At 66.5% G+C, this 26,359-nt stretch carries 27 protein-coding genes; 11 read left to right on the forward strand and 16 right to left on the reverse strand.

Translation table 11 applies throughout. From position 1 onward, the window contains the following. Together B133_RS0117125 and B133_RS0117130 are read left to right on the forward strand one after the other, a co-directional pair. Entirely contained in the window at positions 1-390 is a 390-nt protein-coding gene (locus tag B133_RS0117125) for a PPOX class F420-dependent oxidoreductase (RefSeq protein WP_018602764.1), read from the forward strand. A 9-nt stretch (positions 391-399) separates the two neighbouring features. Beyond that, positions 400-699 (forward strand): thiamine-binding protein, encoded by a 300-nt coding sequence (locus B133_RS0117130; protein WP_018602765.1) that lies wholly within the window; start codon positions 400-402, stop codon positions 697-699. Here B133_RS0117130 and B133_RS0117135 read toward each other — a convergent pair. Then, positions 696-1,025, reverse strand: coding sequence for a metal-sensitive transcriptional regulator (locus B133_RS0117135; protein ID WP_026256541.1), 330 nt, complete (start codon positions 1,023-1,025; stop codon positions 696-698). The two genes, B133_RS0117130 and B133_RS0117135, sit on opposite strands and share 4 nt — an antisense overlap. Positions 1,026-1,102: 77 nt before the next feature. Between B133_RS0117135 and ilvD the strand changes: the two genes are divergently transcribed. Continuing rightward, positions 1,103-2,872, forward strand: a complete 1,770-nt coding sequence (ilvD, locus tag B133_RS0117140) for a dihydroxy-acid dehydratase (RefSeq protein ID WP_026256542.1) — start codon at positions 1,103-1,105, stop codon at positions 2,870-2,872. A 123-nt stretch (positions 2,873-2,995) separates the two neighbouring features. Here the strand turns inward: ilvD and B133_RS0117145 are convergent, their stop codons facing one another. The 3 genes from B133_RS0117145 to B133_RS0117155 all read right to left on the reverse strand — a co-directional run bounded on the left by B133_RS0117145 (position 2,996) and on the right by B133_RS0117155 (position 6,899). Further along, complete coding sequence (locus B133_RS0117145; RefSeq protein ID WP_018602768.1) at positions 2,996-3,436, reverse strand: SPW repeat protein; 441 nt, start codon at positions 3,434-3,436, stop codon at positions 2,996-2,998. Between the two features lie 125 nt (positions 3,437-3,561). Then, the gene (locus B133_RS0117150; protein WP_051088063.1) at positions 3,562-6,162 is read right to left on the reverse strand and encodes a LuxR C-terminal-related transcriptional regulator; all 2,601 of its coding nucleotides are present in this window, start codon (positions 6,160-6,162) and stop codon (positions 3,562-3,564) included. Positions 6,163-6,299: 137 nt separating this feature from the next. Beyond that, complete coding sequence (locus B133_RS0117155; protein WP_018602773.1) at positions 6,300-6,899, reverse strand: TetR/AcrR family transcriptional regulator; 600 nt, start codon at positions 6,897-6,899, stop codon at positions 6,300-6,302. 152 nt (positions 6,900-7,051) lie between these two features. Here B133_RS0117155 and B133_RS0117160 point away from each other — a divergent pair, with 152 nt between their 5' ends. Beyond that, the gene (locus B133_RS0117160) at positions 7,052-7,480 is read left to right on the forward strand and encodes an MmpS family transport accessory protein (RefSeq protein ID WP_018602775.1); all 429 of its coding nucleotides are present in this window, start codon (positions 7,052-7,054) and stop codon (positions 7,478-7,480) included. Then, positions 7,477-10,374 (forward strand): RND family transporter, encoded by a 2,898-nt coding sequence (locus tag B133_RS0117165; protein ID WP_018602777.1) that lies wholly within the window; start codon positions 7,477-7,479, stop codon positions 10,372-10,374. The genes B133_RS0117160 and B133_RS0117165 overlap by 4 nt, the downstream gene beginning before the upstream one ends. A 96-nt stretch (positions 10,375-10,470) precedes the next feature. Here the strand turns inward: B133_RS0117165 and B133_RS0117170 are convergent, their stop codons facing one another. The 6 genes from B133_RS0117170 to B133_RS0117195 all read right to left on the reverse strand — a co-directional run bounded on the left by B133_RS0117170 (position 10,471) and on the right by B133_RS0117195 (position 14,594). Next, positions 10,471-11,139 carry an O-methyltransferase gene (locus tag B133_RS0117170; protein WP_018602778.1) on the reverse strand — a complete coding sequence of 223 codons (669 nt, stop codon included), beginning with the start codon at positions 11,137-11,139 and terminating at the stop codon, positions 10,471-10,473. Positions 11,140-11,154: 15 nt separating this feature from the next. Further along, on the reverse strand, positions 11,155-11,628 hold the full coding sequence (locus tag B133_RS0117175) for a TIGR04338 family metallohydrolase (protein ID WP_018602779.1): 474 nt from the start codon (positions 11,626-11,628) through the stop codon (positions 11,155-11,157). Beyond that, a complete protein-coding gene (locus tag B133_RS0117180; RefSeq protein ID WP_018602780.1) occupies positions 11,625-12,368 on the reverse strand; it encodes a DUF2786 domain-containing protein in 744 nt (247 codons plus the stop codon). The genes B133_RS0117175 and B133_RS0117180 overlap by 4 nt, the downstream gene beginning before the upstream one ends. Positions 12,369-12,431: 63 nt before the next feature. Then, positions 12,432-13,400 carry a hypothetical protein gene (locus B133_RS0117185; protein ID WP_018602781.1) on the reverse strand — a complete coding sequence of 323 codons (969 nt, stop codon included), beginning with the start codon at positions 13,398-13,400 and terminating at the stop codon, positions 12,432-12,434. Continuing rightward, positions 13,397-14,236, reverse strand: a complete 840-nt coding sequence (locus B133_RS0117190; protein WP_018602782.1) for an alpha/beta hydrolase — start codon at positions 14,234-14,236, stop codon at positions 13,397-13,399. The genes B133_RS0117185 and B133_RS0117190 overlap by 4 nt, the downstream gene beginning before the upstream one ends. Before the next feature lie 31 nt (positions 14,237-14,267). Then, positions 14,268-14,594, reverse strand: a complete 327-nt coding sequence (locus tag B133_RS0117195) for a hypothetical protein (RefSeq protein WP_018602783.1) — start codon at positions 14,592-14,594, stop codon at positions 14,268-14,270. A 13-nt stretch (positions 14,595-14,607) separates the two neighbouring features. Between B133_RS0117195 and B133_RS0117200 the strand changes: the two genes are divergently transcribed. Continuing rightward, a complete protein-coding gene (locus tag B133_RS0117200) occupies positions 14,608-15,639 on the forward strand; it encodes a sigma-70 family RNA polymerase sigma factor (RefSeq protein WP_026256543.1) in 1,032 nt (343 codons plus the stop codon). Between the two features lie 24 nt (positions 15,640-15,663). Here the strand turns inward: B133_RS0117200 and B133_RS0117205 are convergent, their stop codons facing one another. After that, a complete protein-coding gene (locus B133_RS0117205; RefSeq protein ID WP_026256544.1) occupies positions 15,664-16,560 on the reverse strand; it encodes a hypothetical protein in 897 nt (298 codons plus the stop codon). Between the two features lie 173 nt (positions 16,561-16,733). Beyond that, a complete protein-coding gene (locus B133_RS0117210; protein ID WP_026256545.1) occupies positions 16,734-17,510 on the reverse strand; it encodes an SDR family NAD(P)-dependent oxidoreductase in 777 nt (258 codons plus the stop codon). 49 nt (positions 17,511-17,559) lie between these two features. Between B133_RS0117210 and B133_RS0117215 the strand changes: the two genes are divergently transcribed. The 3 genes from B133_RS0117215 to B133_RS0117225 all read left to right on the forward strand — a co-directional run bounded on the left by B133_RS0117215 (position 17,560) and on the right by B133_RS0117225 (position 20,741). Next, entirely contained in the window at positions 17,560-18,273 is a 714-nt protein-coding gene (locus B133_RS0117215; RefSeq protein WP_018602788.1) for a pirin-like bicupin family protein, read from the forward strand. Beyond that, entirely contained in the window at positions 18,251-19,489 is a 1,239-nt protein-coding gene (locus B133_RS0117220; protein WP_018602790.1) for a sorbosone dehydrogenase family protein, read from the forward strand. Before B133_RS0117215 ends, B133_RS0117220 begins: the two co-directional genes overlap by 23 nt. A gap of 238 nt (positions 19,490-19,727) precedes the next feature. After that, complete coding sequence (locus B133_RS0117225; RefSeq protein WP_369751495.1) at positions 19,728-20,741, forward strand: phosphodiester glycosidase family protein; 1,014 nt, start codon at positions 19,728-19,730, stop codon at positions 20,739-20,741. A 27-nt stretch (positions 20,742-20,768) separates the two neighbouring features. Here B133_RS0117225 and B133_RS0117230 read toward each other — a convergent pair whose 3' ends face one another. Both B133_RS0117230 and B133_RS0117235 read right to left on the reverse strand, forming a co-directional pair. Next, entirely contained in the window at positions 20,769-21,047 is a 279-nt protein-coding gene (locus B133_RS0117230; protein WP_018602794.1) for a barstar family protein, read from the reverse strand. Continuing rightward, positions 21,044-21,433 carry a ribonuclease domain-containing protein gene (locus B133_RS0117235; RefSeq protein ID WP_369751496.1) on the reverse strand — a complete coding sequence of 130 codons (390 nt, stop codon included), beginning with the start codon at positions 21,431-21,433 and terminating at the stop codon, positions 21,044-21,046. Before B133_RS0117235 ends, B133_RS0117230 begins: the two co-directional genes overlap by 4 nt. 138 nt (positions 21,434-21,571) lie before the next feature. On the opposite strand from B133_RS0117235, the gene B133_RS0117240 reads away from it, so the two are divergent. Further along, positions 21,572-23,671, forward strand: coding sequence for an acyltransferase family protein (locus B133_RS0117240; protein ID WP_018602798.1), 2,100 nt, complete (start codon positions 21,572-21,574; stop codon positions 23,669-23,671). Between the two features lie 19 nt (positions 23,672-23,690). On the opposite strand, the gene B133_RS0117245 is transcribed toward B133_RS0117240, so the two are convergent. Together B133_RS0117245 and B133_RS0117250 are read right to left on the reverse strand one after the other, a co-directional pair. After that, positions 23,691-24,461, reverse strand: coding sequence for a fructosamine kinase family protein (locus B133_RS0117245; protein ID WP_026256548.1), 771 nt, complete (start codon positions 24,459-24,461; stop codon positions 23,691-23,693). A 125-nt stretch (positions 24,462-24,586) separates the two neighbouring features. After that, positions 24,587-24,985 carry a nitroreductase/quinone reductase family protein gene (locus tag B133_RS0117250; protein WP_018602802.1) on the reverse strand — a complete coding sequence of 133 codons (399 nt, stop codon included), beginning with the start codon at positions 24,983-24,985 and terminating at the stop codon, positions 24,587-24,589. Positions 24,986-25,474: 489 nt separating this feature from the next. Here B133_RS0117250 and B133_RS24675 point away from each other — a divergent pair, with 489 nt between their 5' ends. Beyond that, positions 25,475-26,311 carry an MAP_0585 family protein gene (locus B133_RS24675; protein ID WP_198291010.1) on the forward strand — a complete coding sequence of 279 codons (837 nt, stop codon included), beginning with the start codon at positions 25,475-25,477 and terminating at the stop codon, positions 26,309-26,311. Positions 26,312-26,359: the final 48 nt, after the last annotated feature.

The following is a 26,359-nucleotide window of genomic DNA, read 5'->3' on the forward strand; positions in this document are numbered from 1 at the left end:
ATGGTTGCTGTACCGCAGGGGTTTGAAGACCTGCTCGATCGGCCGTTGTTCGGTCATCTGGCTACCACCCGGCCGGACGGCACGCCTCAGGTGAATCCGATGTGGTACGACTGGGACGGTTCGCGGCTGCGCTTCACCCACACCACCAAGCGGCAGAAATATCGCAACGTGACGGCGCACCCCGAGGTCGCGATGTCGATCCACGATCCCGACAATCCGTACCGCTACCTGGAGGTTCGGGGTGTGGTCGAGGAGATCGTCCCGGATCCGAAGGCGGAGTTCTTCCTCAAGCTCAACGACCGCTACAGCGGCTCGCTGACCGAGGTGCCGCCGGATGTCGCCGACCGCGTGGTCCTGGTGGTACGCCCGACTCTGTACAGCAAGCACTAGGAGCGCGACATGATTGTCGCCTTCAGTGTCAGCCCCACGGGCGGTGATGAGTCCGGCGGAGTAGGCGCCGCCGTGGCCGAGGCCGTACGGGTGGTCCGCGAATCAGGCCTGCCCAACGAGACCAACGCGATGTTCACCAACATCGAGGGTGAGTGGGACGAGGTCATGGCGGTCGTCAAGCGCGCCGTCGAGGCTGTGGCAGCGGTGTCCCCGCGCGTCAGCGTGGTGCTCAAGGCCGACATTCGCCCGGGCTACACCGGCCAGCTCACCGCGAAAGTGCAGCGCATCGAGCGCGAACTCGGCAGTTAGGACCGCACCAGGCGCGCGATCGCGGCGGACGCCTCGGCGAGTTTGGCCTCGGCCTCGTCCCCACCCTCGGCGACAGCCCGCGTGACACAGTGGCCGAGGTGCTCGTCGAGGAGCCCCAGCGCCACCGACTGCAGCGCGCTGTTGACGGCGCTGATCTGGGTGAGGACGTCGATGCAGTACTTGTCCTCGTCGATCATTTTCGCGATGCCGCGGACCTGGCCCTCGATCCGGCGCAGCCGTTTGGCGTAGTTCTCCTTCTGGGCCGAGTAACCATGAGCTTGGGGCGGCGAGCCACCGTTTGCCCCAGAGCCCTCAGTCCCATCCATCAGACCAGCATACCGGTACCCCTCCGGGGTATGAATACTGGTTTGGCCGGGAGAAACGGCACGGGCATACTGCATGCATGCCCTCAGACTCAAACCCGGATTCTGGTCTTCGTGCAAGCGGCTCATCGTCGAATTCTGGTCTTCGCGCAAGCGGCTCATCCCCGGACATCAAGCCGCGCAGCCGCGACGTCACCGACGGCCTGGAGAAGGCCGCGGCCCGGGGAATGCTCCGCGCGGTAGGAATGGGCGACGACGACTGGGGCAAGCCGCAGATCGGCGTTGGATCGTCGTGGAACGAGATCACCCCGTGCAACATGTCGCTGCAGCGGCTCGCCCAGTCCGTCAAGGACGGCGTGCACGAGGCCGGGGGTTACCCGCTCGAGTTCGGCACAATCTCGGTGTCCGACGGCATCTCGATGGGTCATGAAGGCATGCACTTCTCACTCGTGAGCCGCGAGGTGATCGCCGACAGCGTCGAGACCGTGGTGCAGGCCGAACGCCTGGACGGCACCGTGCTGCTGGCCGGCTGCGACAAGTCGATCCCCGGCATGCTCATGGCGGCGGCCCGGCTCGACCTGGCAAGTGTCTTCTTCTACAACGGCTCGATCATGCCCGGCGTCGCCAAGCTGACCGACGGCACCGAGAAGGAAGTCACGATCATCGACGCCTTCGAGGCGGTCGGCGCGTGCGCGCGTGGGTTGATGTCGCGCGAGGACGTCGACATCATCGAACGCGCGATCTGTCCGGGTGAGGGTGCGTGTGGTGGCATGTACACCGCCAACACCATGGCATCGGCGGCAGAGGCCCTCGGGATGTCGCTGCCCGGCAGCGCCTCACCGGTGGCCGTGGACAAGCGGCGCGAGGAGTTCGCCCGCAAGTCCGGCCACGCCGTCGTCGAACTGCTGCGGCGCGGGATCACCGCCCGCGACATCTTGACCAAAGACGCTTTCGAGAACGCCATCGCGGTGGTCATGGCCTTCGGCGGGTCCACCAATGCGGTGCTGCACCTGCTGGCCATCGCCCGCGAGGCCGAGGTTGATCTGACCCTGGCCGATTTCACCCGCATCGGCAACAAGGTGCCGCACCTGGCCGACGTGAAACCGTTCGGCAGCCACGTCATGAAGGACGTCGACGAGATCGGCGGTGTGCCCGTGGTGATGCGCGCGCTGCTGGATGCCGGTCTGCTGCACGGTGATTGCCTGACCGTCACCGGCCAGACGATGGCCGAGAACCTCGCGCACATCGCCCCGCCGGATCCGGACGGCAAGGTGTTACGCGCTCTTGACAACCCGATCCACCCGACCGGCGGCATCACCATCCTGCACGGCTCGCTGGCCCCCGAGGGCGCCGTGGTGAAGTCAGCGGGCTTCGACTCCGATGTGTTCGAGGGCACCGCAAGGGTTTTCGAGCGCGAGCGGGCTGCCCTGGACGCGCTGGAGGACGGCACCATCACCCATGGCGACGTCGTCGTCATCCGCTACGAGGGCCCCAAGGGCGGACCGGGCATGCGCGAGATGCTGGCCATCACCGGCGCGATCAAGGGCGCCGGGCTGGGCAAGGATGTGCTGCTGATGACCGACGGCCGGTTCTCCGGCGGGACGACGGGCTTGTGCGTCGGGCACATCGCCCCCGAGGCCGTGGACGGCGGACCCATCGCGTTCGTGCGCGACGGTGACCGGATCCGCCTCGACGTGGCCAACGGCACGCTCGACGTGTTGGTCGACGAGGCCGAATTCGAAGCCCGGAAAGCTGGTTTCGAGCCACTACCCCCGCGGTACAAGACCGGCGTGCTGGCCAAGTACACCAAGCTGGTGCAGTCCGCCGCCGTCGGCGCAGTCTGCACGTAGAGGATCCCCCCTGCACCGCGAGCGTGCGCGTCTGTTGGCCAACACACCGCAAGACGCCAGCATTCCGCGCACGCTCGCAAGCCGGTGGGGTGACGTCGGGCGCGCCATATCGCCGGGCCTGGCTCAGGCGTGCCGCGCGTCTGAATTGCGCACGCGCATACCGAGGTACGTCGCGTACAGGCCGAGCACAAACACCACTGCACCGCTGAGCACGTGCGACCAGATCATGCCCGCGGTCGGCCCGCTGACATAGATCCACGGTGAAATGACCAGCCACACACCGAAGAACGGCAGTGTCCAGGTCATGCCGTGGCTGCGGTCGAGCGCGCAACCGCAGCACAGGGCCAGAACCCCGACGGTGCCGCCGACGAACAAGTCGTTGGCCGACAGCCGGGTGAAGCCCTGGTACCCGATGATCCACGGCGACAAGGCGACGTAGAGCGCTGCCATCAACGTCAGGCCGAAGGTCGCCTGCGCAGCCATCGACTCGGCGACGCGGTCATAACGGGCCCGTAGCGCCAGGATGTCGGGGTGTTGATCGATTGACGAATGGACCGTGGCCATCTTCTACCCCTTCCGTTACGCGACAAGGGTTTTCCGCCCTGTCGCACCCATCCATCACTGACCAGATTACGCGCGTTCGCAAAGGTCGGAGCAGGCAAGATCGCCGCCGTGAACGTCAGCCGCGACTACCCGCGAGAGCCGCCCCGCACGATCGCGGCGAGTTCCTCGCGTGAGCTCGCCCCTACCCGTTGGCACGCACGGTACAGGTGGCCTTCCACGCTGCGCACCGACATCACAAGCCGCTCAGCGATCTCCCGGTTCGACAGGCCGGCGACAACGAATTCGATAATCTCCCGCTGCCGCTGGGTCAGCGGTTGGCCTGCCGGATGACGCAGGGCCGGCGTGCATATGCCGCCGCAGTCGGTCGCGAGTTGGCGAGCCACCGCAGCGGCGTAGAGGCCGCGCTTGCCTTGTCCGGAACCACTGAAAGCAACCGCGGCCTGGGCTGCGGCATCCGCGGCGGTCACACGGTCGCCGATCGCCTGATACCGCGCCGACGCGTCCAGCAGGCCGGGCCCGTCGCCGGCAGCCAGCGCCGTGGCGTGGCGTGCAACCGCATCGGCCAGCGGGAGTGCCAACTCGGCCGCCAGTTCGGCGGCCCGGGCAGCACCCGAGCCGTCACCCCACTGTGTCGCGGCCTGCAGGCAGGCGAGTTCATGGGTGGGCTGACAGCGTTCGCGGGCCTGGACAGCGGCAGTGCGGACGACTCCGACGGCCTCGGTCAACGAGCCGCCCGCGGCCAGGGCCCAGCCGGTCGCCAGGGAGAGATTGGTCTGCATGTAGACGTAGTCGTCAGGTACCCACTGCTTGGCCTGCGCCAACGCCTCGGCCGCCTGGTCGGCCTGCCCCAACTTGCCGTGCGCCTCGGCCAGGCCGAAACAGCTGGCCGGTCGCAATCCCGTTGATCCACCGTGTGTTTCGACTCCGGCGAGCGCCTCGTGGAGCAACCCGACCGCCTCGGCTATCGCGCCGCGGGCCAACTCGGCATGACCGAGCAGGAACGCCAGGTTGGCCTGCGCCAGGCCGGGGAGATCCCGCGCGGAATCAGCCAATTGCCGGGTGTTGCTTACACATTCGTCGATGCGCCCAGTCAGCCGGCAGGCCCGTGCGTACACCCCGCCGAACCAGAATCGTGCCGGCGACGACTCGAAAGATGTGGTCGCCCGGTCGATCGCGTCGGTGGCCACCGCGGTGAGATCGTCGACCTCGCCCAGCGCACCCAGCGCCATCGTCAGTGCGACTGCCGCGACCATCGCGTGGTAGTCCGTGAGCAGTCCCGAGGCGATCGCGGCGCGGGCTTCGTCTCGCGCGGCTTCGCAATGCCCGAGCACTGCGTCGACCGCAGCTTGGATCGCCGTGCGGGCCATCCGCTCACTGTCCGACTCCGGGCCGGCGGCCAACTGCTCGAGGATGGCCGCCGCATCGCGGGGGCGGCCAAGCATGAAGGTCAGGTTGGCGGCGCGCAGCGTCGCCCAGTGATGGGCGTCGGGCCGTCCATCCGAACCGATCTGAGCCAGCACTGTTTCCGCCTGGGCACCTCGGCCGAGCAGCAGCAACGACATCGCACGCATCGGCGCGGCCTCGTAGGCGCCACACTCGTCGGCCGCGGCGGCGAACCGGTCCGCGGAATGCGGATCCAGCAGCGTCATCGCAGCCCGGGCGGCGTCCAGGTAAAGCTGCGGATCGGGCTTGAGGTCCGAGCTGAGCATCAGCAGTGCGCGCCGCACCGTGGCGTGCAGATCCCCGTCGGGTTGCGACGAAAGACGTTCGACGAGCCGACCCCGCAGCCCGGACAGGTACATCTCACCGGCGGTGGAACGACGCAGTTCGCCGTAGAGCGGGTGGGCCAGCCGGGCCTGTAACCGCGACCCGTTGCGTTCGACGGTGACCACCCGCAGCGTCTCGGCAGCCTCCAGATCCCCGCGACCGACGAGATCGCACAGCACGTCGACGTCGAGAGGCTCGCATTGCGACAACAGGTCGACGACCATGGCCGGGCCGGACGGCAACCGGTCCAGGTGGCTGCCAACCATGTCGGTGATGCTCTGCGAGACGGCCAGGTCGCCGTCCCACATCCACACCCCGGCCACCCGGCGCAGACGTTTGCCGTCGATCTGGTCTTTGAGCACCTGCTGCAGATACAGCGCGTTGCCGCCGGTGAGCTTCCAGAACCGTCGCGCGCTGCGGCTGTCGACGGGCCCGTCGAGCGTCGACTCGATGAACGCGCGCGTGGCCTCGACCGAGAGTGGCTCCAAGTCCAGCCGGGCCAGCAGGCCGTCCTTCCACAGGGCGATGACGGCATCGGGAGCGGTACCGCCGGTCCGGGCGGTGACCACCAATCGCACCCCGCGAGTCTGGGCCAGCTGATGCAGCACGTGGGCGGACAGCTCGTCGAGCAGGTGGGCGTCATCGACACCGATGATGCTGCGCCGTTGGTGTTGTTGGGCGACAAAGGAATCGATCAGCCTACGAACGCTGGGCAGCGGGTCGCACATGTCCTGGCTGATGGCCCCCGTGAAGGCACCCAGAGGCAGCGAGCGGGCGGATTCGGTGCCGACGAACCAGCTGGTCCGGTCGCCGGTGGTGGCGGCCTGGCTGAGCACCTGGCGGGCCAGGGCGGTCTTGCCCACACCTGCGGGGCCGACGATCATCACCCCGCAATGCTTGCTGCCGTGCAGCACTCGACGGATGGCGCCGAGCTCATCGCTGCGTCCCGTCAGCCTCATACCGCCCCTCGCAAACCGGGTTTCCCGAGGTCAGGATAGGGCGCAAAACGCTCACAGGGACCGTTATCGACCCACCACTCGATACCGCCGAGCATCTGCGGCGATGACGCCTGGCGTCGCCAACGGCTCGCCGCCGGTCACCGGGATGGAGCGAGCTCCCGGCGATCGTCGCCTCCGTGTTGCGTGGCCAGCAACCGCTGCGTGCAATCCAGGAGCACCTGCTGCAGGTCGGCGTCACCGACGTCGCTGAGCTTGGGATCGGTTGCACTGCCGTAGATCCCGGATGCCAGCAGGGAGACGACGATCCGGGTGGTGATGTCGGGGTCATCGCCGAGCAGCATCACGGTGAGCTGCTCGATGATCTCGCCCAGGTCGGCCCGGCTGTTGACCAAATTATCGATGGCCGGGTCACCGTGGAACACGGCGGTCACCCTGCGGTGGCGTACTGCGAGTTCGACCATGCCGTTGATCGCGACCTCACGTCGCGCATCGGGTGTCGACATTGTCTCGGCGAGCCTGACCAGCCGGAACAAGTCGTCGAACACCGGCTGCACAACGGCCAGGACGATCTCGTCCTTGGAGTGGAATTGGTAGTAGACGGCTGCCTTGCTGACGCCGAGTTGGTCCGCGATCATCTGCAGGGACGTGCCGTTGACTCCGTGTTCTGCGAACAAAGCGAGCGCAGCTTCCAGCACCCGTTCACGCGCGAACCCGCGCGGTGCCACGGCTTTCGCCACACTCGTCCCTTCGTCGTCAGGAGCCTACCCAAGGGCGTCTCGCGTCACACCACCAATAACCCAACCGACTTGATTGAAGTTAGCCGACTGTATAGGTTTCACTTGTCGTACGGCAAGGACAGCTGGCCTCGCACCCGAAAGGCTGAGCGAACATGAAGCTCTTGAGACGGTTCTGGATTCCGGTGCTCATCGTGGTGGTGGTGGCGATCGGGACGTTCACCGTGATGCGGGTCCGTACCTTCTTCGGAGCCGGTGACGGCTCAGGGATCGCCAGCGCGAAAGTCGACGACACCAAGCCGTTCGACCCCAAGGTCGTGGTCTACGAGATCACCGGGGAACCCGGCGCCACCGCCGACGTCAACTACCTCGACCTCGACGCCCAACCACAACGCATCGACGGGGTGTCCCTGCCCTGGACACTGCGCCTGCAGAGCACCGCACCATCGGTGTTTCCCAACATCGTGGCCCAAGGCAACGGTGACATGATCAGCTGCCGGATCACCGTCGACGACGAACTCAAAGATCAACGCACCTCCACCGGCGTCAACGCCCAAACTTTCTGCTTGGTGAAATCTGCATGAGCACCCCCACCCACGACACTCCGACAGAGACCGTGCCGGCAGGGTCGCCATCCGACCGCAGCGGTATCGCCAAGTGGATCCGGCGCCTGGCACTGCCGATCATCCTCGGCTGGATCGCCGTCATCGTGGTACTCAACGTGATCGTCCCCCAGCTCGAAGAGGTGGGGAAAATGCGCTCGGTGTCGATGACCCCCGACGACGCCCCATCGATGATCGCGATGAAACGCGTCGGCCAGGTCTTCGACGAATTCAAGTCGAACAGCTCGGTCATGATCGTGCTGGAAAGCGACCATGCCCTCGACCAGGCCGCGCACGACTATTACGACCAGATCGTGGCCAAGCTGCGCGCGGACACCAAGCACATCGAACACGTCCAGGACTTCTGGGGCGACCCGCTGACCGCGTCGGGCGCGCAGAGCTCCGACGGCAAAGCCTCCTACGTGCAGGTCTACACCGCCGGCAACCAGGGCGAAGCACTGGCCAACGAATCGGTCCAAGCCGCCGAAAACATCGTCAAAAGCGTGCAAGCACCACCGGGCGTGCACGCGTATGTGACCGGCCCCGCGGCGATGTCGGCTGATCAGGAGCTCGCCGGTAACCGCAGCATGCAGATGATCGAAGCGATCACCTTCACGGTCATCATCACCATGCTGCTCCTGGTATACCGCTCGATCGTCACCGTGATCTTGACCTTGTTGATGGTCGTGATGTCACTGTCGGCCGCGCGCGGGATGATCGCGTTCCTGGGCTACTACAACATCATCGGGCTTTCGACATTCGCCACCAACCTGCTGGTGACCCTGGCGATCGCGGCGTCGACGGACTATGCGATCTTCCTCATCGGCCGATATCAAGAGGCCCGCAGCGTCGGCGAAGACCGAGAATCGGCCTACTACACCATGTTCCATGGCACCGCGCATGTGGTGCTGGGTTCGGGCCTGACCATCGCGGGTGCCACCTTCTGCCTGCACTTCACCCGATTGCCCTATTTCCAGACGCTGGGTATCCCGCTGGCCATCGGCATGGTCACGGTGGTCGTCGTCGCGCTCACGATGGGCCCGGCGATCATCACGGTGGCCACCAAATTCGGCAAAACCTTGGAACCCAAGCGCGCCATGCGCATCCGCGGCTGGCGCAAGATCGGCGCCGCGGTGGTGCGCTGGCCCGGGCCGATCCTGATCGCCACCATCGCACTCTCCCTCATCGGACTGCTGACCCTGCCGGGGTACCGCACGAACTACAACGACCGCAAATACATGCCCACAGATCTGCCGGCCAACACCGGGTATACGGTCGCCGACCGGCACTTCTCCCAGGCCCGGATGAACCCCGAGCTGCTGCTCATCGAGAGCGACCACGATCTGCGCAACCCGGCGGACTTCCTGGTGATCGAGCGGATCGCCAAACGTGTGGTGCAGGTGCCGGGCATATCGCGGGTTCAGGCGATCACCCGGCCACAGGGCTCGCCGATCGAGCACACCTCGATCCCGTTCAGCATCAGCATGCAGGGCACCACGCAGACCATGAACCAGAAGTACATGCAGGACCGCATGAAGGACATGGGTGTCCAGGCCGAGCAGATGCAGACCATGATCGACACGATGACTCGGATGATCGCTCTGATGACCGATATGTCGAAGACCATGAACAGCATGGTCGGCAAGATGCACGGCATGGTCGCCGACATCGAGGAATTGCGGGATCACATCGCGGATTTCGACGATTTCTTCCGGCCCATCCGCAACTACCTGTACTGGGAACCGCACTGCTACGACATCCCGATGTGTCAGGCCATGCGGTCGGTATTCGATGCGCTCGATGGCATCGACACCATGACCGACGACTTCAAGGACATCGTCCCCGACATGGATCACCTCAACGCGATGCTGCCGCAGATGCTCGCGTTGATGCCGCCCATGATCGCGACGATGACGTCGATGAAGACCATGATGGAGACCATGCAGGCCACCCAGGGTGGTTTGCAGGATCAGATGGCCGCCATGCAGGACAATTCCACCGCCATGGGTCAGGCGTTCGACAAAGCCAAGAACGACGATTCGTTCTATCTGCCCCCGGAAGCCTTCGACAACCCCGACTTCAAACGCGGCATGAAAATGTTCCTGTCCCCGGACGGGCATGCGGTGCGGTTCATCATCAGCCACGAAGGCGATCCGATGAGTCCCGAAGGCATCTCGCACGTCCAGCCGATCAAGCAGGCCGCCAAGGAAGCCATTAAAGGCACGCCGCTGGAGGGCTCGAAGATCTACCTCGGCGGCACCGCGGCCATGTTCAGCGACATGCAGGAGGGCGCCAACTACGACCTGCTGATCGCCGGCATCGCCTCACTGTGCCTGATCTTCATCATCATGCTCATCATCACCCGCAGCGTCGTCGCCGCCGCCGTCATCGTCGGCACCGTCGTCATCTCACTGGGCGCATCCTTCGGCCTCTCAGTACTCATCTGGCAACACCTCATCGGCCTGGAACTGCACTGGATGGTCCTGGCCATGTCCGTGATCATCCTGCTGGCCGTCGGCGCCGACTACAACCTGCTCCTGGTCTCCCGATTCAAAGAAGAAATCCACGCCGGCCTCAACACCGGCATCATCCGCGCCATGGGCGGCACCGGCTCAGTAGTCACCTCCGCCGGCCTCGTCTTCGCCTTCACCATGATGTCCATGGCCGTCAGCGAACTCGCCGTCATCGGCCAAGTCGGCACCACCATCGGCCTCGGCCTGCTCTTCGACACCCTCGTCATCCGATCCTTCATGACCCCATCCATCGCCGCCCTACTCGGAAAATGGTTCTGGTGGCCACAATTGGTACGTCAGCGACCGGTTCCGGCGCCATGGCCCAAGCCCGCGGAGAAGGAACCAGCGAACGCCCCCGCCTAGGCTCCGCGAGCGTGCGCGTCTGCTGCCCGGCACACCGCGAATCAGCAGCAGTTCACGCACGCTCGCGCCGGTCCAGCGCTCAACTGACACGAGCGCTCAACTGATGACGGCGACGGCGAACCCGTCCCACCCCTTGGCGCCGACGGTCTGAATCGCCGCCGTGTCCAACCGGGGATGATTGCCCATCATCTCCAGCATGTCGCGTACCGCGCGGGCCTGATGGTCGTCGGCGGCCGGGGCCAGCACGCGGCCGAACCGAGTTACGTTGTCCACCACGATGATCGACCCGGGATGGCCCAGCTTGACGGCCCATTCGACGTAGGCGACGTTGTTCTCCTTGTCGGCGTCGATGAAGATGAAGTCGAAGGTCTGCGTGGAGCCCCAGCCCCGCTCGGCCAACCGAGGCAGAGTGTCCAACGCGGCCCCGACGACCACGTCGACCCGCTCGGCTACCCCGGCGCGCTGCAGGTTGGTCCGGGCCACTTCGGCATGCCGGGGGTCATATTCGAGGGTGACGACGCTGCCCTCCTCGCCGACAGCACGGGCCAGGTTGATGGTGCTGTAGCCCGCCAGCGTGCCGATCTCCAGTACCCGGCGCGCCCCTGACACTCTGGCCAACAGCGACAACAACTTTCCGTGCTGAGCAGACACCTCGATCGCGGGCATGCCGGCGGTCGTCGCAGATTCTCTCGCGGCGATCAGCGCGTCGTCCTCAGTGTGCAGCAGCTGGGTGAACATGGCGTCGACGTCTGCGGGCTCGGTCATGTTCGCCACGCTAGATCAACGCACGCCTTCTTTGGCATAGACCATCCGCAGGACCAGGCCGACCTCCGGTCCCATGATGGTCTCGCACAGTTCGCAGTAGGTGGCGACGAAGGCCGGCCCGTGCGGCGGCGGTACGGGGCTCAGGTGGTGGGCCAACTCGTGCAACACCACGAGTTCACGCAGCGCCCACGTCGAATTCCGTTCAGGTACCGCGATGACGGCCGCACCGTCGACGAGCTCGTAATGTGCGGCCGCGGCGCCGCGGCGGGGTCGAACGCTCACCGGCGGGGCACCGATACGGACGAGCACGTCGTCGACATAGCGCTGCACTGACTCGACCGAGCCGAACTTTGCCTCCGGCGGCAGCGTCAGCGAGGTACCGAAGAAGTCGATGGCGCGTGAACTATGTTGTGCGGCACGGTCGAACATGGTGCGCACGAACTGTTCCGCGGCATACACCTTGGCCCGCTGGGTGTCCCTGGCCGTCACTGCTCCAATGCGCCGCGTGCGCCCGACAACTCTGGATTCGGCCCCAGTCGGGCGCGCTGTCCGGCCCGGTCGCCGGCCCGGCGCGCTGCCGAAGAATAGCCCGCCGACGCGCTGGTCGCCCGCCACGTTCCGCGCGCCTGCGAGGCTTGCCGGTAGAAGCTCTTCAATTCGATGTCCTTGTCTCGCAAGGCGAGAGCCGTACCGGGCCGGTCGTTGCGGTCGGCCTCCTGCTTGGCCTCCTCTCGGGCGTGCGTCAGCCGCTGCCCGATGCGGGAACCGAAGGCCAGCTGGAAGTTCAGCCGGGCGGTGATGGTGGGGGTGGGCCGGTGCGCTCCGGAGGCGATGTAGGACTCCGACGCCTTGACCATCTGCAGCACCAGGCTGGTGTAGAGCGCATGGGTGGCGTCGATGTCCTCGGCGAATCCGTAGGCGTAGACGAACGTCGAGTTGGACGCGACATCGCATTTCACGTCGTTGGCCAGCCCGATCATCACGAACAGCTGCACATAGGTGCGCAGACCCTTGGCGCCGGCCTGCCCGATGGTCACCGTGCGCTGCACCGGCTGCTGGGCCTTGGTGCGCTGGGTTGAATGCGACCGGGCCAACGCCAAGTCGATCGCGGTGGCCGTGGCCAGCCGCTGCGCCGCGGCCATGAACGCCTCGGCCTCATGCTGGTTGTCGGTGCCCTCCGCCTGACGCAACAGCGCGGCGATGCGCCCCAGCATCTTGTCGTCACTCATCGCGCGATCCGCTTCGCTACTCGCTTGCCGCTCACGGCACGATCCTAGAAAACACCTCTGACATCACTTACCGGAGAAGTCCTTCAGCGCGTCCCGCACCTGCTGCGACAGCGATCCGGGCTTGCCGTAGTTCGCGATGCTGTCGGTCGGGTCGTCGCGCAGGATGTGGTTGACGCCCTTGAGCTCGACGACCTTGAGCGCGGTGTGGTGCAGCGCGTCGATCAGCGGGCGTTCGGCGTCACAGCTGGCCTGGGCGTCGGAATCTGAGCACGTCAGCAGGACCGGCATCCCGTCGGGCAGCGCCGCCGCCAGCGCCACCGGGTCGATCTTGTCGGCCTCCATGATGGCGTTCAGATTGCCCTTGTTGACGATCGCACTCAGGCCCTCGGGCAGATTGTCCGGAACCGTGCCCTTGGTGCGAATCTGGTCGACGGCGCCCAGCCAGGCGTTGAGCACCTCCGGCGTCGACCCTGAGCGCACCCGGTTGGTGATGATGTCCAGATACCGGCCCGCCAGCGGCTGCAACAGCCCCAGCGAGTGCACTTTCGGATCGCCGCGGCCGGCCAGCGTCATGGCATGAACGGCGCCCTCGCCGACCGCGTAGATCGACAATCGATCCTTGTCGGTGTGGGACTGGCCGCCCAGAAACTTCAGTGCGGCGGCCGCGCCGGTGGTGTAGACGGCACTGACCACCTCCGTCGGCTTCTGCTGATACGGGCCCAGCTTGGTCTTGCCGGTACCGATCTTGTCGTAGCGCAGCGTGGCCACACCGTCGTCCGACAGCGCCTCGGCGATCTGGCGCATGTTGCCGATGGGGCCGACGACCTTGTTGTCGCCGTTGCGGTCGGTCGGCCCGCTCTCGGAGATCAGCAGCGCGGCCGGACCGGACCTGCCGTTGGTGCGGTAAGTGCCGAAGATGGTCAGGCCGTCGGAGTCGAAGCTGACATCCTGGTCCACCCATTTGGCCGGCTGCCCGGATCCGCAACCGGCGAGCGTCAGCACCGTCAGCAGTGCCGCGGCGATTCGTCTCACAGATGCGCCTCGATCCACGACGTGACGTCGTCGAGCACCAGCGCCTGCTCGGGCTCGTTGAACACCTCGTGGTACAGGCCCGGGTACACCTTGAGGTGGACGTCTTCGGCGGCCACACACTCGACGAGACGGTGGCTGCCTTCGACTGGCACCAGCCGGTCTTTTTCACCGTGCACCACCAGCAGGGGCGCGGCCAGTGCGGAGGCCCGCTGCGGCATCGTCTCGCCCACGAGGATCAGCGCCCGGGCGATCCCCGCAGGCACCTTGCCGTGCCATACCAGCGGGTCGGCGTTGTACGCGGCGACCACGGCCGGATCTCGGGAGATCGCCGTCACGTCGAGTTCTTCGACAGGTAAGCCCGGGGCGATCTTGCCCAGCAACTTGGCCACCACGACCAGCATCGGCGAGAGAGAGGCCTGCGCTGCGACCGCAGGCCCCGAGAGCACCATCGCGGTGTACTCGTCGGGGTATTCGACGCCGTAGCTGAACACGATGCCGCCACCCATACTGTGGCCGAGCACGATGCGGGTGAGGTCGGGATGCTCAGCGGCGGCGACGCCGACCAGCGTGTGGAAGTCGCCGACGTACTCCGACATCTCCCGCAGGTACACCCGCTTGCCACCGGAACGCCCGTGGCCACGATGGTCGAGGGCGTAGACGATCAAGCCGGCCTCGCCGAAGCGCTGAGCCACATGGTGGTAGCGGCCTGCGTACTCCCCCAGCCCGTGCGACAGCACGATGACTCCGCGCGGCGCGGTCTCCGGGCTCCACACGTCGTAGACAATGCGCACCCCACCGACGCCATCGAAGGTCCGTTCGGCACGGGTACTGGTCATCAGGCGAGCGTAGCGGGGTGGCGATCAGCGGTTAATGCAGCACCGCCATGCCGAGGACGAACACACCGACCATCGCCGCGGCGGCAACGAACGGCCACACGATGACGATCTTTTCGCGGGTCAGGCCATAGAACATCACCGCTCCGGTCGCCACGAGCACGACGACCAGCCCGACACCGACCGTGAGGATCGCGGCATTTTCGTGATAGCCGGCGTCGCAGGCAGCGTCGTGGCAGCCGTCGGTGGCCATTCCGAAGCCGAGCGCACCCATCATGAACTCGATGAAGGCCGCCGGAATCAGCAGGATATACAGCACGAATGCCACGATGTTCCAGCGTTCGACCCCCCGGCGCGCCATTTTTCGATCGTAGTTGTCGGTGGGCGTGCGTAGGCTCGACGACGTGACTGTGCTCGCACCTTCACCCGACGCCACCGCACGCAAGAACGCAAGTTCGGCTGACGCCTTCCTCGCCGATGCCCAGCGCTACCGCCGAGAACTGCTCGCACACTGCTACCGGATGACCGGTTCTCTACACGACGCCGAGGATCTGGTGCAGGAGACGTATCTGCGCGCGTGGAAGTCCTACGAGGGCTTCGAAGGCAAATCCTCGGTGCGAACCTGGCTGTACCGGATCGCCACCAACACGTGCCTGACAGCCCTGGAGAGCCGCCAGCGCCGGCCCCTGCCGTCAGGCCTGGGCACTTCGAGTTCAGCCGGCGCCGACGCGATCACCGAGCATCCCGAGGTGCCCTGGTTGGAGCCGCTGCCCGATGAGTCTTCCGACCCGGTGAACATCGTCGGCGACCGCGAGTCGGTGCGGCTGGCATTCGTGGCAGCGCTGCAGCACCTGTCCCCCCGCCAGCGTGCGGTGTTGGTGATGCGCGAGGTGCTGCAGTGGAAGGCCTCGGAAGTCGCCGGCGCAATAGGGTCTTCGACGGCCGCCGTCAACAGCCTGCTGCAGCGGGCACGGGCGCAGCTCGAAGCCGCGAACCCCCAGCGGGACGGCCCGATCGTCGCACCCGAATCGCCCGCGGCACAGCACATGCTGAGCCGCTACATCGCCGCGTTCGAGGCTTACGACATCGACAAACTCGTCGAGCTGTTCACGGCCGAGGCCATCTGGGAGATGCCGCCGTTCGACAGTTGGTATCGCGGTCCGCAGGCCATCGGTGACCTGTCTCGGCACAAGTGCCCAGCCGAGAAGGCCGGCGACATGCGGTTCATCCGCACGACCGCCAACGATCAGCCGGCCGCCGCGCTGTACATGCGCAATGCGGAGACGGGCGTGCACGAGGCGTTCCAGTTGCACGTTTTGGCCATCGGCGCTGACGGCATTTCCCATGTTGTGGCGTTCATGGAGCCGTCGTTGTTCGAGAAGTTCGGGCTCCCGGCTTCTCTTTAGCCCCTTTAGCCGCCGAGTGGCCAGTTACGCCACGCGATCACCCAAAACCCGTGCAATAACTGGCCATTCGGCGCCGGCAGCCCGCAACGCGGCACAGACGCGGGCGACGAGAACCCATGGTCTGCGGTGCAGCAGGTCAGCCCCGACTCGGACGATCGACCAGCCCAGCGCGGCCAATTCTGCATAGCGGTCGATATCGTTGGCACGGACCCGCGGATCTGTCCAATGCTGTGCGCCCTCATACTCGACACCTACCTTGAACTCCTTGTAGCCCATGTCAATTCGTGCATGACTTCTGCCGCCGAAGTCTCCCGGCACCACGATCTGCGTGTCCGGCTTGGGCAGTCCAGTATTGACGAGAACCAGCCGGGTGCGGGTTTCCTGTGGGGATTCGGCGCCGCCGTCCATCAGGGCCAGCACGTCACGCAGTTGGACCAGCCCACGGACGCCGGGATGGCGCTGCACCAGAGGGCTGACGTCAGCGGCCGTCACAAACGTCGCCTGTGCGAGCGCATCCAACCGCATGACCGCCTCGTCCACGCCGCGGCGCCGGCCCAGGTCGAACGCCGTACGCGCCGGCGTCGTCACCGGGATCCCGGCGAACAGTCGAGTCTCGTCGTCCAGCAGTTCGTCGCGGTGGACCAGAATCCCGGCGACGGGCTTGCCATTGCGGCGATACAGCTCGGCAGGCTCGGCCGGGTCGATCCAACGCGTGCCGTACACCGCGGCCGCCGACAAGCCCGCCAATGTCGCCTGTCGTCCGGAGAACAGCCAGGCCGCCTCGGCTCGATACGCAGCTGTCAACTCCATACCCTTGGCCAAATAGACGTTGCGGTAGATCGCGTCATACCGGCTCGCCAGGGCTCGTCGGGTCATCGCCCGCGCGGCAAGCGCCTCGGACCCGAGAATCGGTCTCACCATGTGCCCACGGTGTCGGCGAGAGCCGACGAGATGGCCGACCGAGCCGCCCGTGGTGCCCGGACCTGTGGATGAACCTCGGTCTGGGGACAACCCGACCGCCTCCAGTGGCCAGTTACGCCACGCAAAACTGTCGATCGCGCGCATTAACTGGCCGCTCGCCAGCGGCGGCAAAGTTACTTGGGTGGCATCCGGATACCGCCGTCGACGCGAACCACCTCAGCGTTCATGTAGGAGTTGGTGATCAGCTCGATGACCATCGAGGCCAGCTCCTCGGGCTTGCCCAGGCGGTGCGGGAACAGCACGGACTCGCCGAGCTTGGCTTTGAAGGCTTCGGATGCTTCTCCTTCCCCGTAGATCGGGGTGTCGATGAGGCCCGGCGCCACGGTGTTGACGCGGACACCCACCGCGGCCAGGTCGCGCGCGACCGGCAGGGTCAGGCCGACGACGCCGCCTTTCGACGACGAGTACGCGGCCTGGCCGATCTGGCCGTCGAACGCCGCGACGCTGGTCATGTTCACGATCGCGCCGCGCTCGCCGCTCTCGGTGGGGTCCAACCGGCTCATCGCGGTCGCGGCCAGGCGGATGGCGTCGAAGGTGCCGACAAGGTTGATCGCGAGCACCTTCTTGTAGACGTCCAGACTGTGCGCCGACGCGAACTCGCCGTCCTTACCGATGGTGCGCTGGGCCCAACCGATGCCTGCCGAGTTGACCAAGACGCGCAGCGGGCCCAGTTCGGTGGCCCTGTTGACCGCGGCCTCGATCTGCGCGGTGTCGGTGACGTCGACGCTGACGAACACACCGCCGAGTTCTTTGGCGAGCGCCTCGCCCTTCTCAGCCTGCAGGTCGGCGATGACGACCTTGGCTCCCTTGGCGGCCAACTGGCGGGCAGTTGCCGCCCCGATACCTGATGCACCGCCGGTGACGATGGCGCTAACTCCGTTGATATCCACGCCGACAGAGTAAGCCGATCCACCGGTCGGTTGGCAGTAGGCTTGGCGCATGCCCCCGATCGTCGACATCCGGCGCGCCGACGACCGTGGTCTCACCACGACCGACTGGCTGCAGTCGCGGCATTCGTTCTCGTTCGGCGACTACTACGATCCGGCCAACACCCACCATGGGTTGCTGCTGGTCAACAACGACGACATCGTCGCCCCTGCCTCCGGCTTTGACACCCACCCGCACCGGGACATGGAGATCGTCACCTGGGTGCTGGAAGGCGAACTGGCCCACAAGGATTCGATGGGCAACTCCGGGGTGATCTATCCCGGTCTGGCACAACGCATGTCGGCAGGCAGCGGGGTGCAGCACTCCGAGCAGAACGGATCCGATGACGCGCCTGTGCATTTCGTGCAGATGTGGGTGCTGCCCGACGAGGCCAGCGTGACGCCGGGCTATCAACAGCAGGAGATCCAGCTCGGCAACGCCCTGACACCCATCGCTTCCGGCGCCACCGACGCGGCCGTCACCCTGCACAACCGCAACGCCACGCTGCACGGCGCCCGGCTGCAATTCGGCGAGGCACTGGACCTGCCGCAGGCACCGTACGTGCACCTGTTCGTCGCGCGGGGTGCGGTGACACTCGAGGATGCCGGCGAGCTGACGACGGGCGACGCGGCCCGGCTGACCGCGTGCGGTGGCCGGCGGGTGACGGCGACAGCCGGCGCCGAGATCCTGGTGTGGGAGATGCATGCGGGCCTGGGCGGCGCGTAGCGCCATCGCGGCGGTCGTGGTCGCGACAGCGGCCTGCAGCTCCACGTCGACACCAGCACCAGCACCAACCCCTCCGACCGTGCCTGCTGGCCTGTCCACGGTCACCGTCGAAGTGCCCGACGCCCTCGCGCAAGCCCCGTTCGACCGGCCCCGCCACGCTCAAGTGCCCGCCGGCTGGACGCTGACGGTCGTCGCGCGCGTACCGAGGGCCCGGATGGCCGCCTGGAGCCCGGACGGCAGGCTGCTCGTCTCGACACCGGGCACCGGCCGGGTTCTGCAGGTGCTGCCCAGCCGCCAAGTTCTACTCGACGGACTGGACCAGCCGCACGGCCTGACCTTCGTGGGCTCCACGCTGTATGTCGCCGAGAGTGACCAGATCGATGCCTACGACTATGCCGACGGCCGGGCCACCAATCCTCGTACCGTTGCCGGTGGCCTCCCCGACGCCAAGAGCCCGGACCTGCACGGTGCCTACGCCCACGCCCTCAAGAGCGTGGTCGTGGGACGTGATGGCGCGGTGTACTTCTCGATCGGTTCGACGGGCAACATCTCCGCCGAGGACCGCACCGCCACCCCGCCACGGGCCACCATCATGCGCGTGCCGCCGGGCGGCGGGCCGGCCCAACCGTTCGCGACCGGCGTACGCAACGGCACCGGGCTGGCCTTGGCCCCCGACGGCTCGCTGTGGACGGCGGTGAACAATCGCGACAATGTCGCCAATCCCGAGGGCAAGGTGGACCAGGCCTACGTAGACAACCATCCGCCCGAGTCGGTCGCGAAGCTCACGCAGGGACGCGAATTGGGTTGGCCCTACTGCAATCCCGACGGCACCGCACCTGCGGGGTTCATCCGCGACATGCAGACCAACGCCGACGGCACCAAGCTGGACTGTGCGGCACTGCCGCCGGTGGAGCAGACCATGCCCGCGCACTCGGCTCCGCTGGGCATGAGCTTCGCCGACCTGCCACAGTTCGGTGCCGGCGCGCTGGTGGGTGTGCACGGATCGTGGAACCGGGCGCACCCGCAGGCACCCGAGGTGTCGTTCTTCGGTTGGCGCGACGGCACATTGGGCCCCCAGCAGACGCTGGTCGGCGGCTTCCAGGCCGATGACGGTTCACGGTGGGGCCGACCGGTGTCCGCAGTCATGGGACCTGACGGCGCGGTGTACATCACCGACGACGATGCCGGGGCGGTGTATCGGCTGTCGCCGAGCTGACGGCAGGGACAACACAGCTAACTGCAGTTTCTGAATCCCCGGCCGCGGGCATCGTCGGGCATCCACCCGGAGGAGTACCTCGGTCACGGGTGAAGTCGCACGTCCGGTACCCAATCGAGACTCCAATGTTACCAATGTTGACAGAGTTTCCTGTGTGGTTATTGTGTACATCGTGCCTGCGCTGGCAAAACTGAAACAACGTGTGGTAGCAGGTGCGACCACGTTCGTCTTGTGCGCCGTGTTGGGTGTCGGCAGCATGCCGACCGCGCAGGCCGAGGACGCCAAGGCGCTGCTGCTCGGCGCGATCGCCAACACCAAGGGCTCGTACCTCGTCTACAACTTCGGCGGCCAGTTCGCCGCACCGTTCACCTCGGCCTCGGGCAACCAGTACACGCTGAACAACGGCGGGCACTTGATGACCATCAAGAACGCATCCTCGCGGCTCAGCCCGCGGCTGCTCGTCGACAGCCATCAGGGCTATCAGTCCCGGTGTGAACGCAACCCGGGTGCGCGTACCGGCGAAGGTCTCTGGCAGGCATCGGAAACCTATGCGCCACTGCAGGCTTGGCAGGCCCTCGGGCAACCGACCATCGCCATCAACGCCAACTTCTTCGACGTGCGCGGGCAGAAGGGCGGCTCGTGGCGCGACACCGGCTGCAGCTCACCGCTGGGCGCATACGTCGACAACACCCGCGGGCAGGGCCGGGCCAACACGGCCGTGACCGGCACATTGGCCTACGCCGGCAAGCAGGGCCTCTCGGGCGGTGACGAACGCTGGACGGCGCTGGCCACGATGATCCTCCCGACCGGCGGTGCCCCGTACGTCGTGATGCCCAAGGGACGCGACGACTACGACTCGGCCACCCCGGTGATCCAGCGGCTGTTCGACCAGAACGCCCGGTTCGTCGCGGTCTCCGGCATCGGCCTGCTGGCCCCGGGCGACACCGATCAGCTCAACGACAACGGCCCCAGCGCAGCTCGCACGGCGCTGGGCTACAACCGGGCCGCCGATCAGTTCTACGTGTTCCAGGGCGGCAGCTACACGCCGGACAACATGCAGGATCTGTTCCGCGGGCTGGGTGCTGACAACGCGCTGCTGCTCGACGGCGGTGGCTCATCGGCCATCGTGCTGCGCCGCGACACCGGCGGCATGTGGAGCGGCGCGGGCTCACCGCGCGGCAACTGCGACACCCGCGCCGTGCTGTGCGATTCGCGCGAACGCTCCCTGCCGAGCTGGCTCGGATTCAACTAGCTGCGCATCAGGTTTGCTGACCGATGCTCAGGCGGTCAGCCACAAATCGACGCCCTCACCCGTGAAGACGTTCAGCAGCGTGCTCCAGGCGTCCTGCCCGAGCGCTGTCTTCACATGCTTGTAGTCGGTCAGGACGAACCTGAACTTGCTGTTCTCGGGCGTGCCGAAGCCACCGCGCAGGCAATCGGCCAGCGCGTCGAAGTTGGCGCCGAAGTAGCCACCGTCTCCATTGACGGCACGTCCGATCTCGGTGAACAGGTCGGCTTTGGATCCGACCGCGGCACCGTCGATCCGATAGGTCTTCACATGCCTCCGATCCGACAGAAGCTCTGGTAGTGGTCGCCGGTGTAATAGAACTCCGGCGGATGGTCGAGCGGCTGCCCGCCGGTGACGATACGGCGGGTGCCGCGGGTTTTCGCGCCGGGCGTGGGCACCGTGTACTCGTGGTAATAGCCCCGTTCACGCTGGGGCAGCGCGCGTTCGTAATTACCGAAGACGATGCCGTCGTTGCGCGGGTACGGGAACGGGCCACCGGATTCGATGAGCTTGACGGTCTGCACGGTCTGTGGCGGCAGCCCGCCTAGATCGCACATACCGTCGGCAGCCTTCACTGCGGTCGCCGAGGTCACCGTCGCCGACTTGACGGCTGTAGAGGCGCTGTGCCCACAACCAGCCAGCAGCCCGACCATCATCACCACTGTCGCTACCCGCCGCACCGCCACGACGCTAGCAACAAATCCCCGGATACCGCAGAACCTCGTGGCACGATCGTTACTCGAGTGAGCACAACGTCCCCTTCAGAGCAGTCCGCAGCCCGCCGCGTCGCACCCGTGAGCGGACGGAAGGCCCTGTCCGCCAAGCAATTCCGCCCTGATATCGAGGGCCTGCGCGCGGTCGCGGTACTGGCTGTCGTGCTCTACCACGCCGGCGTACCTGGGATGGGCGGCGGATTCGTCGGCGTCGACATGTTCTTCGTGGTATCAGGTTTCCTGATCACGGGGCTGCTGTGGCGGGAAGCCGGCCGGACCGGGACGGTGCGGCTGGCGTCGTTCTACGCCGCGCGGGCGCGGCGGTTGCTGCCCGCCGCCGCGGTGGTGCTGGTGGCGACGTCCATCGGCGCGGTGGCGCTGCTGCCGCCACTGCAGGCCCGCAGTGTGCTCGGCGACGCGATCGCCAGCGCACTCTACGTCGGTAATTACCGGTTCGCCGTGGACGGTACCGACTACCTGGCCGCCGACACCACCCCCTCGCCGCTGCAGCACTACTGGTCCCTCGGAGTCGAGGAACAGTTCTACCTGCTGTGGCCGGCGCTGATCATCGGGGTCGCATGGCTGTTGACGCGGTCCGGCCGGGGCACGCGCTCGGCCGTCCCGTACGCGCTGGTGCTGCTTGCCGTGACGGGTGGCTCGCTGGCACTGTCATTGGCCTGGACGCAGACGATGCCGCCGTGGGCGTTCTTCTCACTGCCCACCCGCGCGTGGGAGTTGGCCCTCGGCGGCCTGGTCGCCTTGACCGCCGCGAGTTGGCGGGCGCTGCCGCCGGGATGCGCGGCCATCGCGGGCTGGGGCGGGCTGGCGCTGATCCTGGTGACGTGCACGCAGATCGGGGGTTCGGGGCCCTACCCCGGCACCGCCGCGTTGCTGCCGACGCTGGGCACCGCGCTCGTGATCGGCGCTGGGTGCGCGATGCCCGATCTGGGTGCGGGACGGCTGCTGGCCCTGCCGGTGATGCGCGGTATCGGCCGGGTGTCCTACTCGTGGTACCTGTGGCACTGGCCGCTGCTGTTGTTGGCGCCCGCGCTGTTCGGTGGGCCGCTGGGGCTGGGCGGCAGGGTGCTCATGGTCCTGACGTCGCTGGGGCTGGCGATCCTGACGCTGCACCTCATCGAGGATCCGGCTCGGTTCGCCGCGGCCCTGCGTGCCTCCGCATGGCGGAGCCTGGCGGTCGGCGCGACTGCCACGGGAGTTGCGGTGTGCGCCGGGCTGGTTCTGCTGGCCGTGCGTCCGGTGCCGACGGGTTCGGGGCCCGCGGCGATTCCGGTCGCAGCCGTGCAGTCCCCCGTTCCCGGGCCAACACCTCGGATGCTGACGCCGGCCGAGCAGCTGCGGGCCGCCGTGGCGGCGGCGGTGAACCTACAGGCCGTGCCGTCGAATCTGTCGCCGGCGCTGGGGAACATCACCAAACCGGAGGTGTTCCTCAACGGCTGCGTGTTGTCGTGGAAAGACGTCACCCTGCCGGAATGTGCTGCCGGTCAGACGAATTCGAAAACCACGGTGGCACTGATCGGCGATTCGCATGCGGGTATGTGGTATCCGGCATTGGAACCGATTGCGCACCAGCGTGGTTGGCGGCTGGAAACGATGGCCAAGGTCACCTGTCCGGTGTTGAAGCTGCCGATCGTCAGTCCCTATCTGGGCCGTGAATACACCGAGTGCAAGCAGTGGCGGGCCACCGTGCTCGCTCGGGTGCAACAGGAACGCCCGGCGCTGGTCGTGGTCGACATGGTGCGCCGCTACGGCGCCGACTTCGGTTTCACCAGCTACGACCGGGTCTGGCTGGATGCGCTGACCCGGTTGGTTTCGCAGTTGCGGGGCATGGGCGCCAAGGTGCTGGTGCTCGGCCCTGTTCCCGATCCTCACGGCACCGTGCCGACGTGCCTCTCGGCGCACATCAACGATGTCGGAACCTGCACGCCGCAGCGATCGATCGCCATGAACGACACCGGTATTGCCGCCGAGACTGCGGCCGTGCAAGCCGGGGGCGGGCAGTACGCGAACCTCGCCGAATTCTTCTGTACGGCCGACCGCTGCCCTGTCATCATCGGCAACACCATGGTGTTCCGCGACGACAACCACATCACCACCGAGTACGCCCGACTACTGAGCCCCATCGTGGGCGGGCTGGCCGAGGGCGCGCTGGCGCGGAACTGAAACCCGGCTCGTGGCGCCGTCAGCTGCTGGCGCGCAGCAGTTTCGCAACGACTGCAGCGACCTGACCCGCATAGCCGCCGCCGAAGAGCACCACATGCGCCAACAGCGGGTAGAGCTGATGCAGCCCGACGCGACCTTGCCAGCCATCCCGCAAGGGACATACCGATTGGTAGCCGGCCAGCACCTCGCCGAGATGTGGACAACCGAACAACGTCAGCATCGCGAGATCGGTCTCGCGGTGCCCACCGTGCGCGGCCGGGTCGATCAACACCACACCCTCGGCCGTCCACATCACGTTGCCGCTCCACATGTCGCCGTGCAGCCGAGCCGGGCCGTCATCGTCGTCGAACCGGCCCGCCCGGCACAACGCCGCCACCTCGGCCAGGCCGTGACGGGCGGTCGCGTCGAGCCGTCCCGCGGCCAACGCACCCATCGGCTCCAGGCGCTCCTGCGCATAGAACTCGCCCCAAGAATTGTGGTGGGTCAACGACATCGGAAGCGGTTGCGTCATCGGCCCGAAAAACGCTGCACCGCGGTAGCCGTCGGGTCCGGCGCCGAACGCCGGGGCGCCCGCATTGTGGGTCACCGCCAGCATGCGACCGAACTCGTGTGCGGCCCGCACCGACGGGGCAACCGATTGCAGCCGTTGCAGCGTCAGCGATGTCGCGTCATATGCCAGAACCCGAGCGCACGGCACACCACCGTCGACCGTCAACCACTGCAGCCCCGCGGCTTCGGCCGCGAAAAACCCTTGCGGCGCCGCCGGATTGCGTTTGACGAAATAGTCCATCAGACCAGGCGGTGGAACCGCCGCCTTCCGCGGGATGGACTTCTTCATAGGGCGAGGGTACTGCGCGCCGTCGCTGGAACCAGCCGATAACCTGCCCCGCGCGAGGGTTTCCGTGTTCGGCAGAGTCAGCTGGGTTCGAGGTCGATCCTGATTGTCAATCTGTCGGTTCCCGCAGCCCGCACAGCAAGGCTGTTGAGACCACCGAGCTCATCGAGTCGTTTCTGGGTGTCGTCATCGGGGAGCAGTGTGGCGGTGCCGGTATGCCATCGCCCTTTGAGCCGTAACCGCACGCGGGGGTTGGCTTGAATGTTGCGGACATAGTCGGATCGGTATCCGTGTTCGGACACCAGCCAGAAACTGTTGCCCTGGCGCCGGCCGCCGATCGGCGTGACCCGCGGCAGACCGCTCTTGCGGCCGGTGGTCTCCAGCATGGTCAGCCGCGATGAGCGCCGTGCCAGCGGGTTGACGACGAGGCGCTGACCTGTATGGATGAGTCGGAATTTCAAAAGGTTTCGGTCCACCATGTCATGTCCCTCTCGTCAGATGGTGTGTCAATTCCCAGCGGCTCCAAGCATCGAACTGCCTTGCCTCGAAGAGCTACGTCAACTACATGTTGCATCATCGATATGGCGCGTCATCGACTTTCGCGCATCGTATTCACGACTTCGAGTTCACCCGTCTGCTCTGTAGACAATCCCGTTCGGGGGCGCGGACTTTCGCGAGGCGCTCACCGCGGTGGAGACACTCGGCCGACAATCGCATCCTCAAACGTTGCCATAGTCCGCTTTGAAGACAACCGCCAATCTGCTGAAGGCCACTGCCCCAGCATCATTCACACAGCTCATACATAGGTCGCACACATGCGTCCGGGTTGAGACTGCCACGCTGGCCATTCTCTGGGAGTTCGCTGCGGTTGTTCATGGACGACGTTTCGAAGCCGTCGACGGTGTCAATGTGGAGTCGTGTGCCCGCGGTGACATCACGGCGGGCGTGGTCGGGGAGAAAGAGGCACTATGACCGTGAAACGCATAGCCGGTACCGCGGCAGCGGCTGCGGGCATCGGCATGTCAGCACTGTTGGCGGCGGGACAAGCCGCGGCCGTTCCTCAGGCGCCGCCGCCTTGTGATCCAGCCAATACCGCCAACTGCCAGCCAGGGCCGGGCGGTGCCGGTGGTGCTCCTGGCGGCGCACCTCAGACGCCGAACAACGCACCACAGAGCCCGCGCGGTAATCCACCGCAAAACAACGGACCGCAGGGCCCACAGGGCAATGCGCCTCAAGGCCCGCACAACAATGGTTCGCAGAACGGGCCGCAGGGCGGTCCGCCTCAGAACGGGCCGCAGGGTCCGCAGAACAACGGACCAGAAGGCAACCCCCGTCCGAATGGCCCACAGGGCAACGGACCTCAGGGCAACGGCCCACAAAACAACGGGCCTCAGAACAACGGGCCCGACAACCATCCCAACGGTCAGCCGAACGCGCCTGCGGGCCGCTACAACCGCGGTAATGACCAGATCGGCGGACCGAGGGACGCACCGCACGGATTCAGCACCCCAGGCAACGGCGCGCCGCCGCCCCCACCGGAGCGGGGTCCAGGCTGGAATGACGGGCCTCCCCCCGGCGGTCCGCCGCCCAATTGGGACGGCCCCGCTCCTGCCGGTGGCTGGAACGGACCGCCGCCCCCCGGTGGCTGGAACCCTCGATATGAGGGCCCAGGCCGTGACATCACCCAAGCCCGAGTGGATTTCGGTCCGTTCAACTACAACGGCTACACCGCGATCCCGATCTTCAACCCCGTGTTCGGGGGCTGGGGTTTCTGGTTCTTCGGTGTGTGGATCCCGCTGTTCTGATCAGCACGACGCGGCGGCTCAGCTGCCGGAATCTACAACCTCTAAGGA

Origin of the sequence: Mycobacterium sp. 155, assembly GCF_000373905.1 — a bacterium.
Lineage (GTDB): Bacteria > Actinomycetota > Actinomycetes > Mycobacteriales > Mycobacteriaceae > Mycobacterium.

What these genes read in the sequence shown, in the direction of transcription:
- B133_RS0117250 (WP_018602802.1), bottom strand. Translation starts at nt 24,985, where the DNA reads ATGGTGGACCGAAACCTTTTGAAATTCCGACTCATCCATACAGGTCAG.
- B133_RS0117235 (WP_369751496.1), bottom strand. Translation starts at nt 21,433, where the DNA reads ATGATGGTCGGGCTGCTGGCTGGTTGTGGGCACAGCGCCTCTACAGCC.
- B133_RS0117160 (WP_018602775.1), top strand. Translation starts at nt 7,052, where the DNA reads ATGAAGCTCTTGAGACGGTTCTGGATTCCGGTGCTCATCGTGGTGGTG.
- B133_RS0117220 (WP_018602790.1), top strand. Translation starts at nt 18,251, where the DNA reads ATGCGGGCCTGGGCGGCGCGTAGCGCCATCGCGGCGGTCGTGGTCGCG.
- B133_RS24675 (WP_198291010.1), top strand. Translation starts at nt 25,475, where the DNA reads ATGACCGTGAAACGCATAGCCGGTACCGCGGCAGCGGCTGCGGGCATC.
- ilvD (WP_026256542.1), top strand. Translation starts at nt 1,103, where the DNA reads ATGCCCTCAGACTCAAACCCGGATTCTGGTCTTCGTGCAAGCGGCTCA.
- B133_RS0117165 (WP_018602777.1), top strand. Translation starts at nt 7,477, where the DNA reads ATGAGCACCCCCACCCACGACACTCCGACAGAGACCGTGCCGGCAGGG.
- B133_RS0117125 (WP_018602764.1), top strand. Translation starts at nt 1, where the DNA reads ATGGTTGCTGTACCGCAGGGGTTTGAAGACCTGCTCGATCGGCCGTTG.
- B133_RS0117215 (WP_018602788.1), top strand. Translation starts at nt 17,560, where the DNA reads ATGCCCCCGATCGTCGACATCCGGCGCGCCGACGACCGTGGTCTCACC.
- B133_RS0117195 (WP_018602783.1), bottom strand. Translation starts at nt 14,594, where the DNA reads ATGGCGCGCCGGGGGGTCGAACGCTGGAACATCGTGGCATTCGTGCTG.
- B133_RS0117135 (WP_026256541.1), bottom strand. Translation starts at nt 1,025, where the DNA reads ATGGATGGGACTGAGGGCTCTGGGGCAAACGGTGGCTCGCCGCCCCAA.
- B133_RS0117245 (WP_026256548.1), bottom strand. Translation starts at nt 24,461, where the DNA reads ATGGACTATTTCGTCAAACGCAATCCGGCGGCGCCGCAAGGGTTTTTC.
- B133_RS0117130 (WP_018602765.1), top strand. Translation starts at nt 400, where the DNA reads ATGATTGTCGCCTTCAGTGTCAGCCCCACGGGCGGTGATGAGTCCGGC.
- B133_RS0117190 (WP_018602782.1), bottom strand. Translation starts at nt 14,236, where the DNA reads ATGACCAGTACCCGTGCCGAACGGACCTTCGATGGCGTCGGTGGGGTG.
- B133_RS0117205 (WP_026256544.1), bottom strand. Translation starts at nt 16,560, where the DNA reads ATGGTGAGACCGATTCTCGGGTCCGAGGCGCTTGCCGCGCGGGCGATG.
- B133_RS0117170 (WP_018602778.1), bottom strand. Translation starts at nt 11,139, where the DNA reads ATGACCGAGCCCGCAGACGTCGACGCCATGTTCACCCAGCTGCTGCAC.
- B133_RS0117150 (WP_051088063.1), bottom strand. Translation starts at nt 6,162, where the DNA reads ATGAGGCTGACGGGACGCAGCGATGAGCTCGGCGCCATCCGTCGAGTG.
- B133_RS0117180 (WP_018602780.1), bottom strand. Translation starts at nt 12,368, where the DNA reads ATGAGTGACGACAAGATGCTGGGGCGCATCGCCGCGCTGTTGCGTCAG.
- B133_RS0117145 (WP_018602768.1), bottom strand. Translation starts at nt 3,436, where the DNA reads ATGGCCACGGTCCATTCGTCAATCGATCAACACCCCGACATCCTGGCG.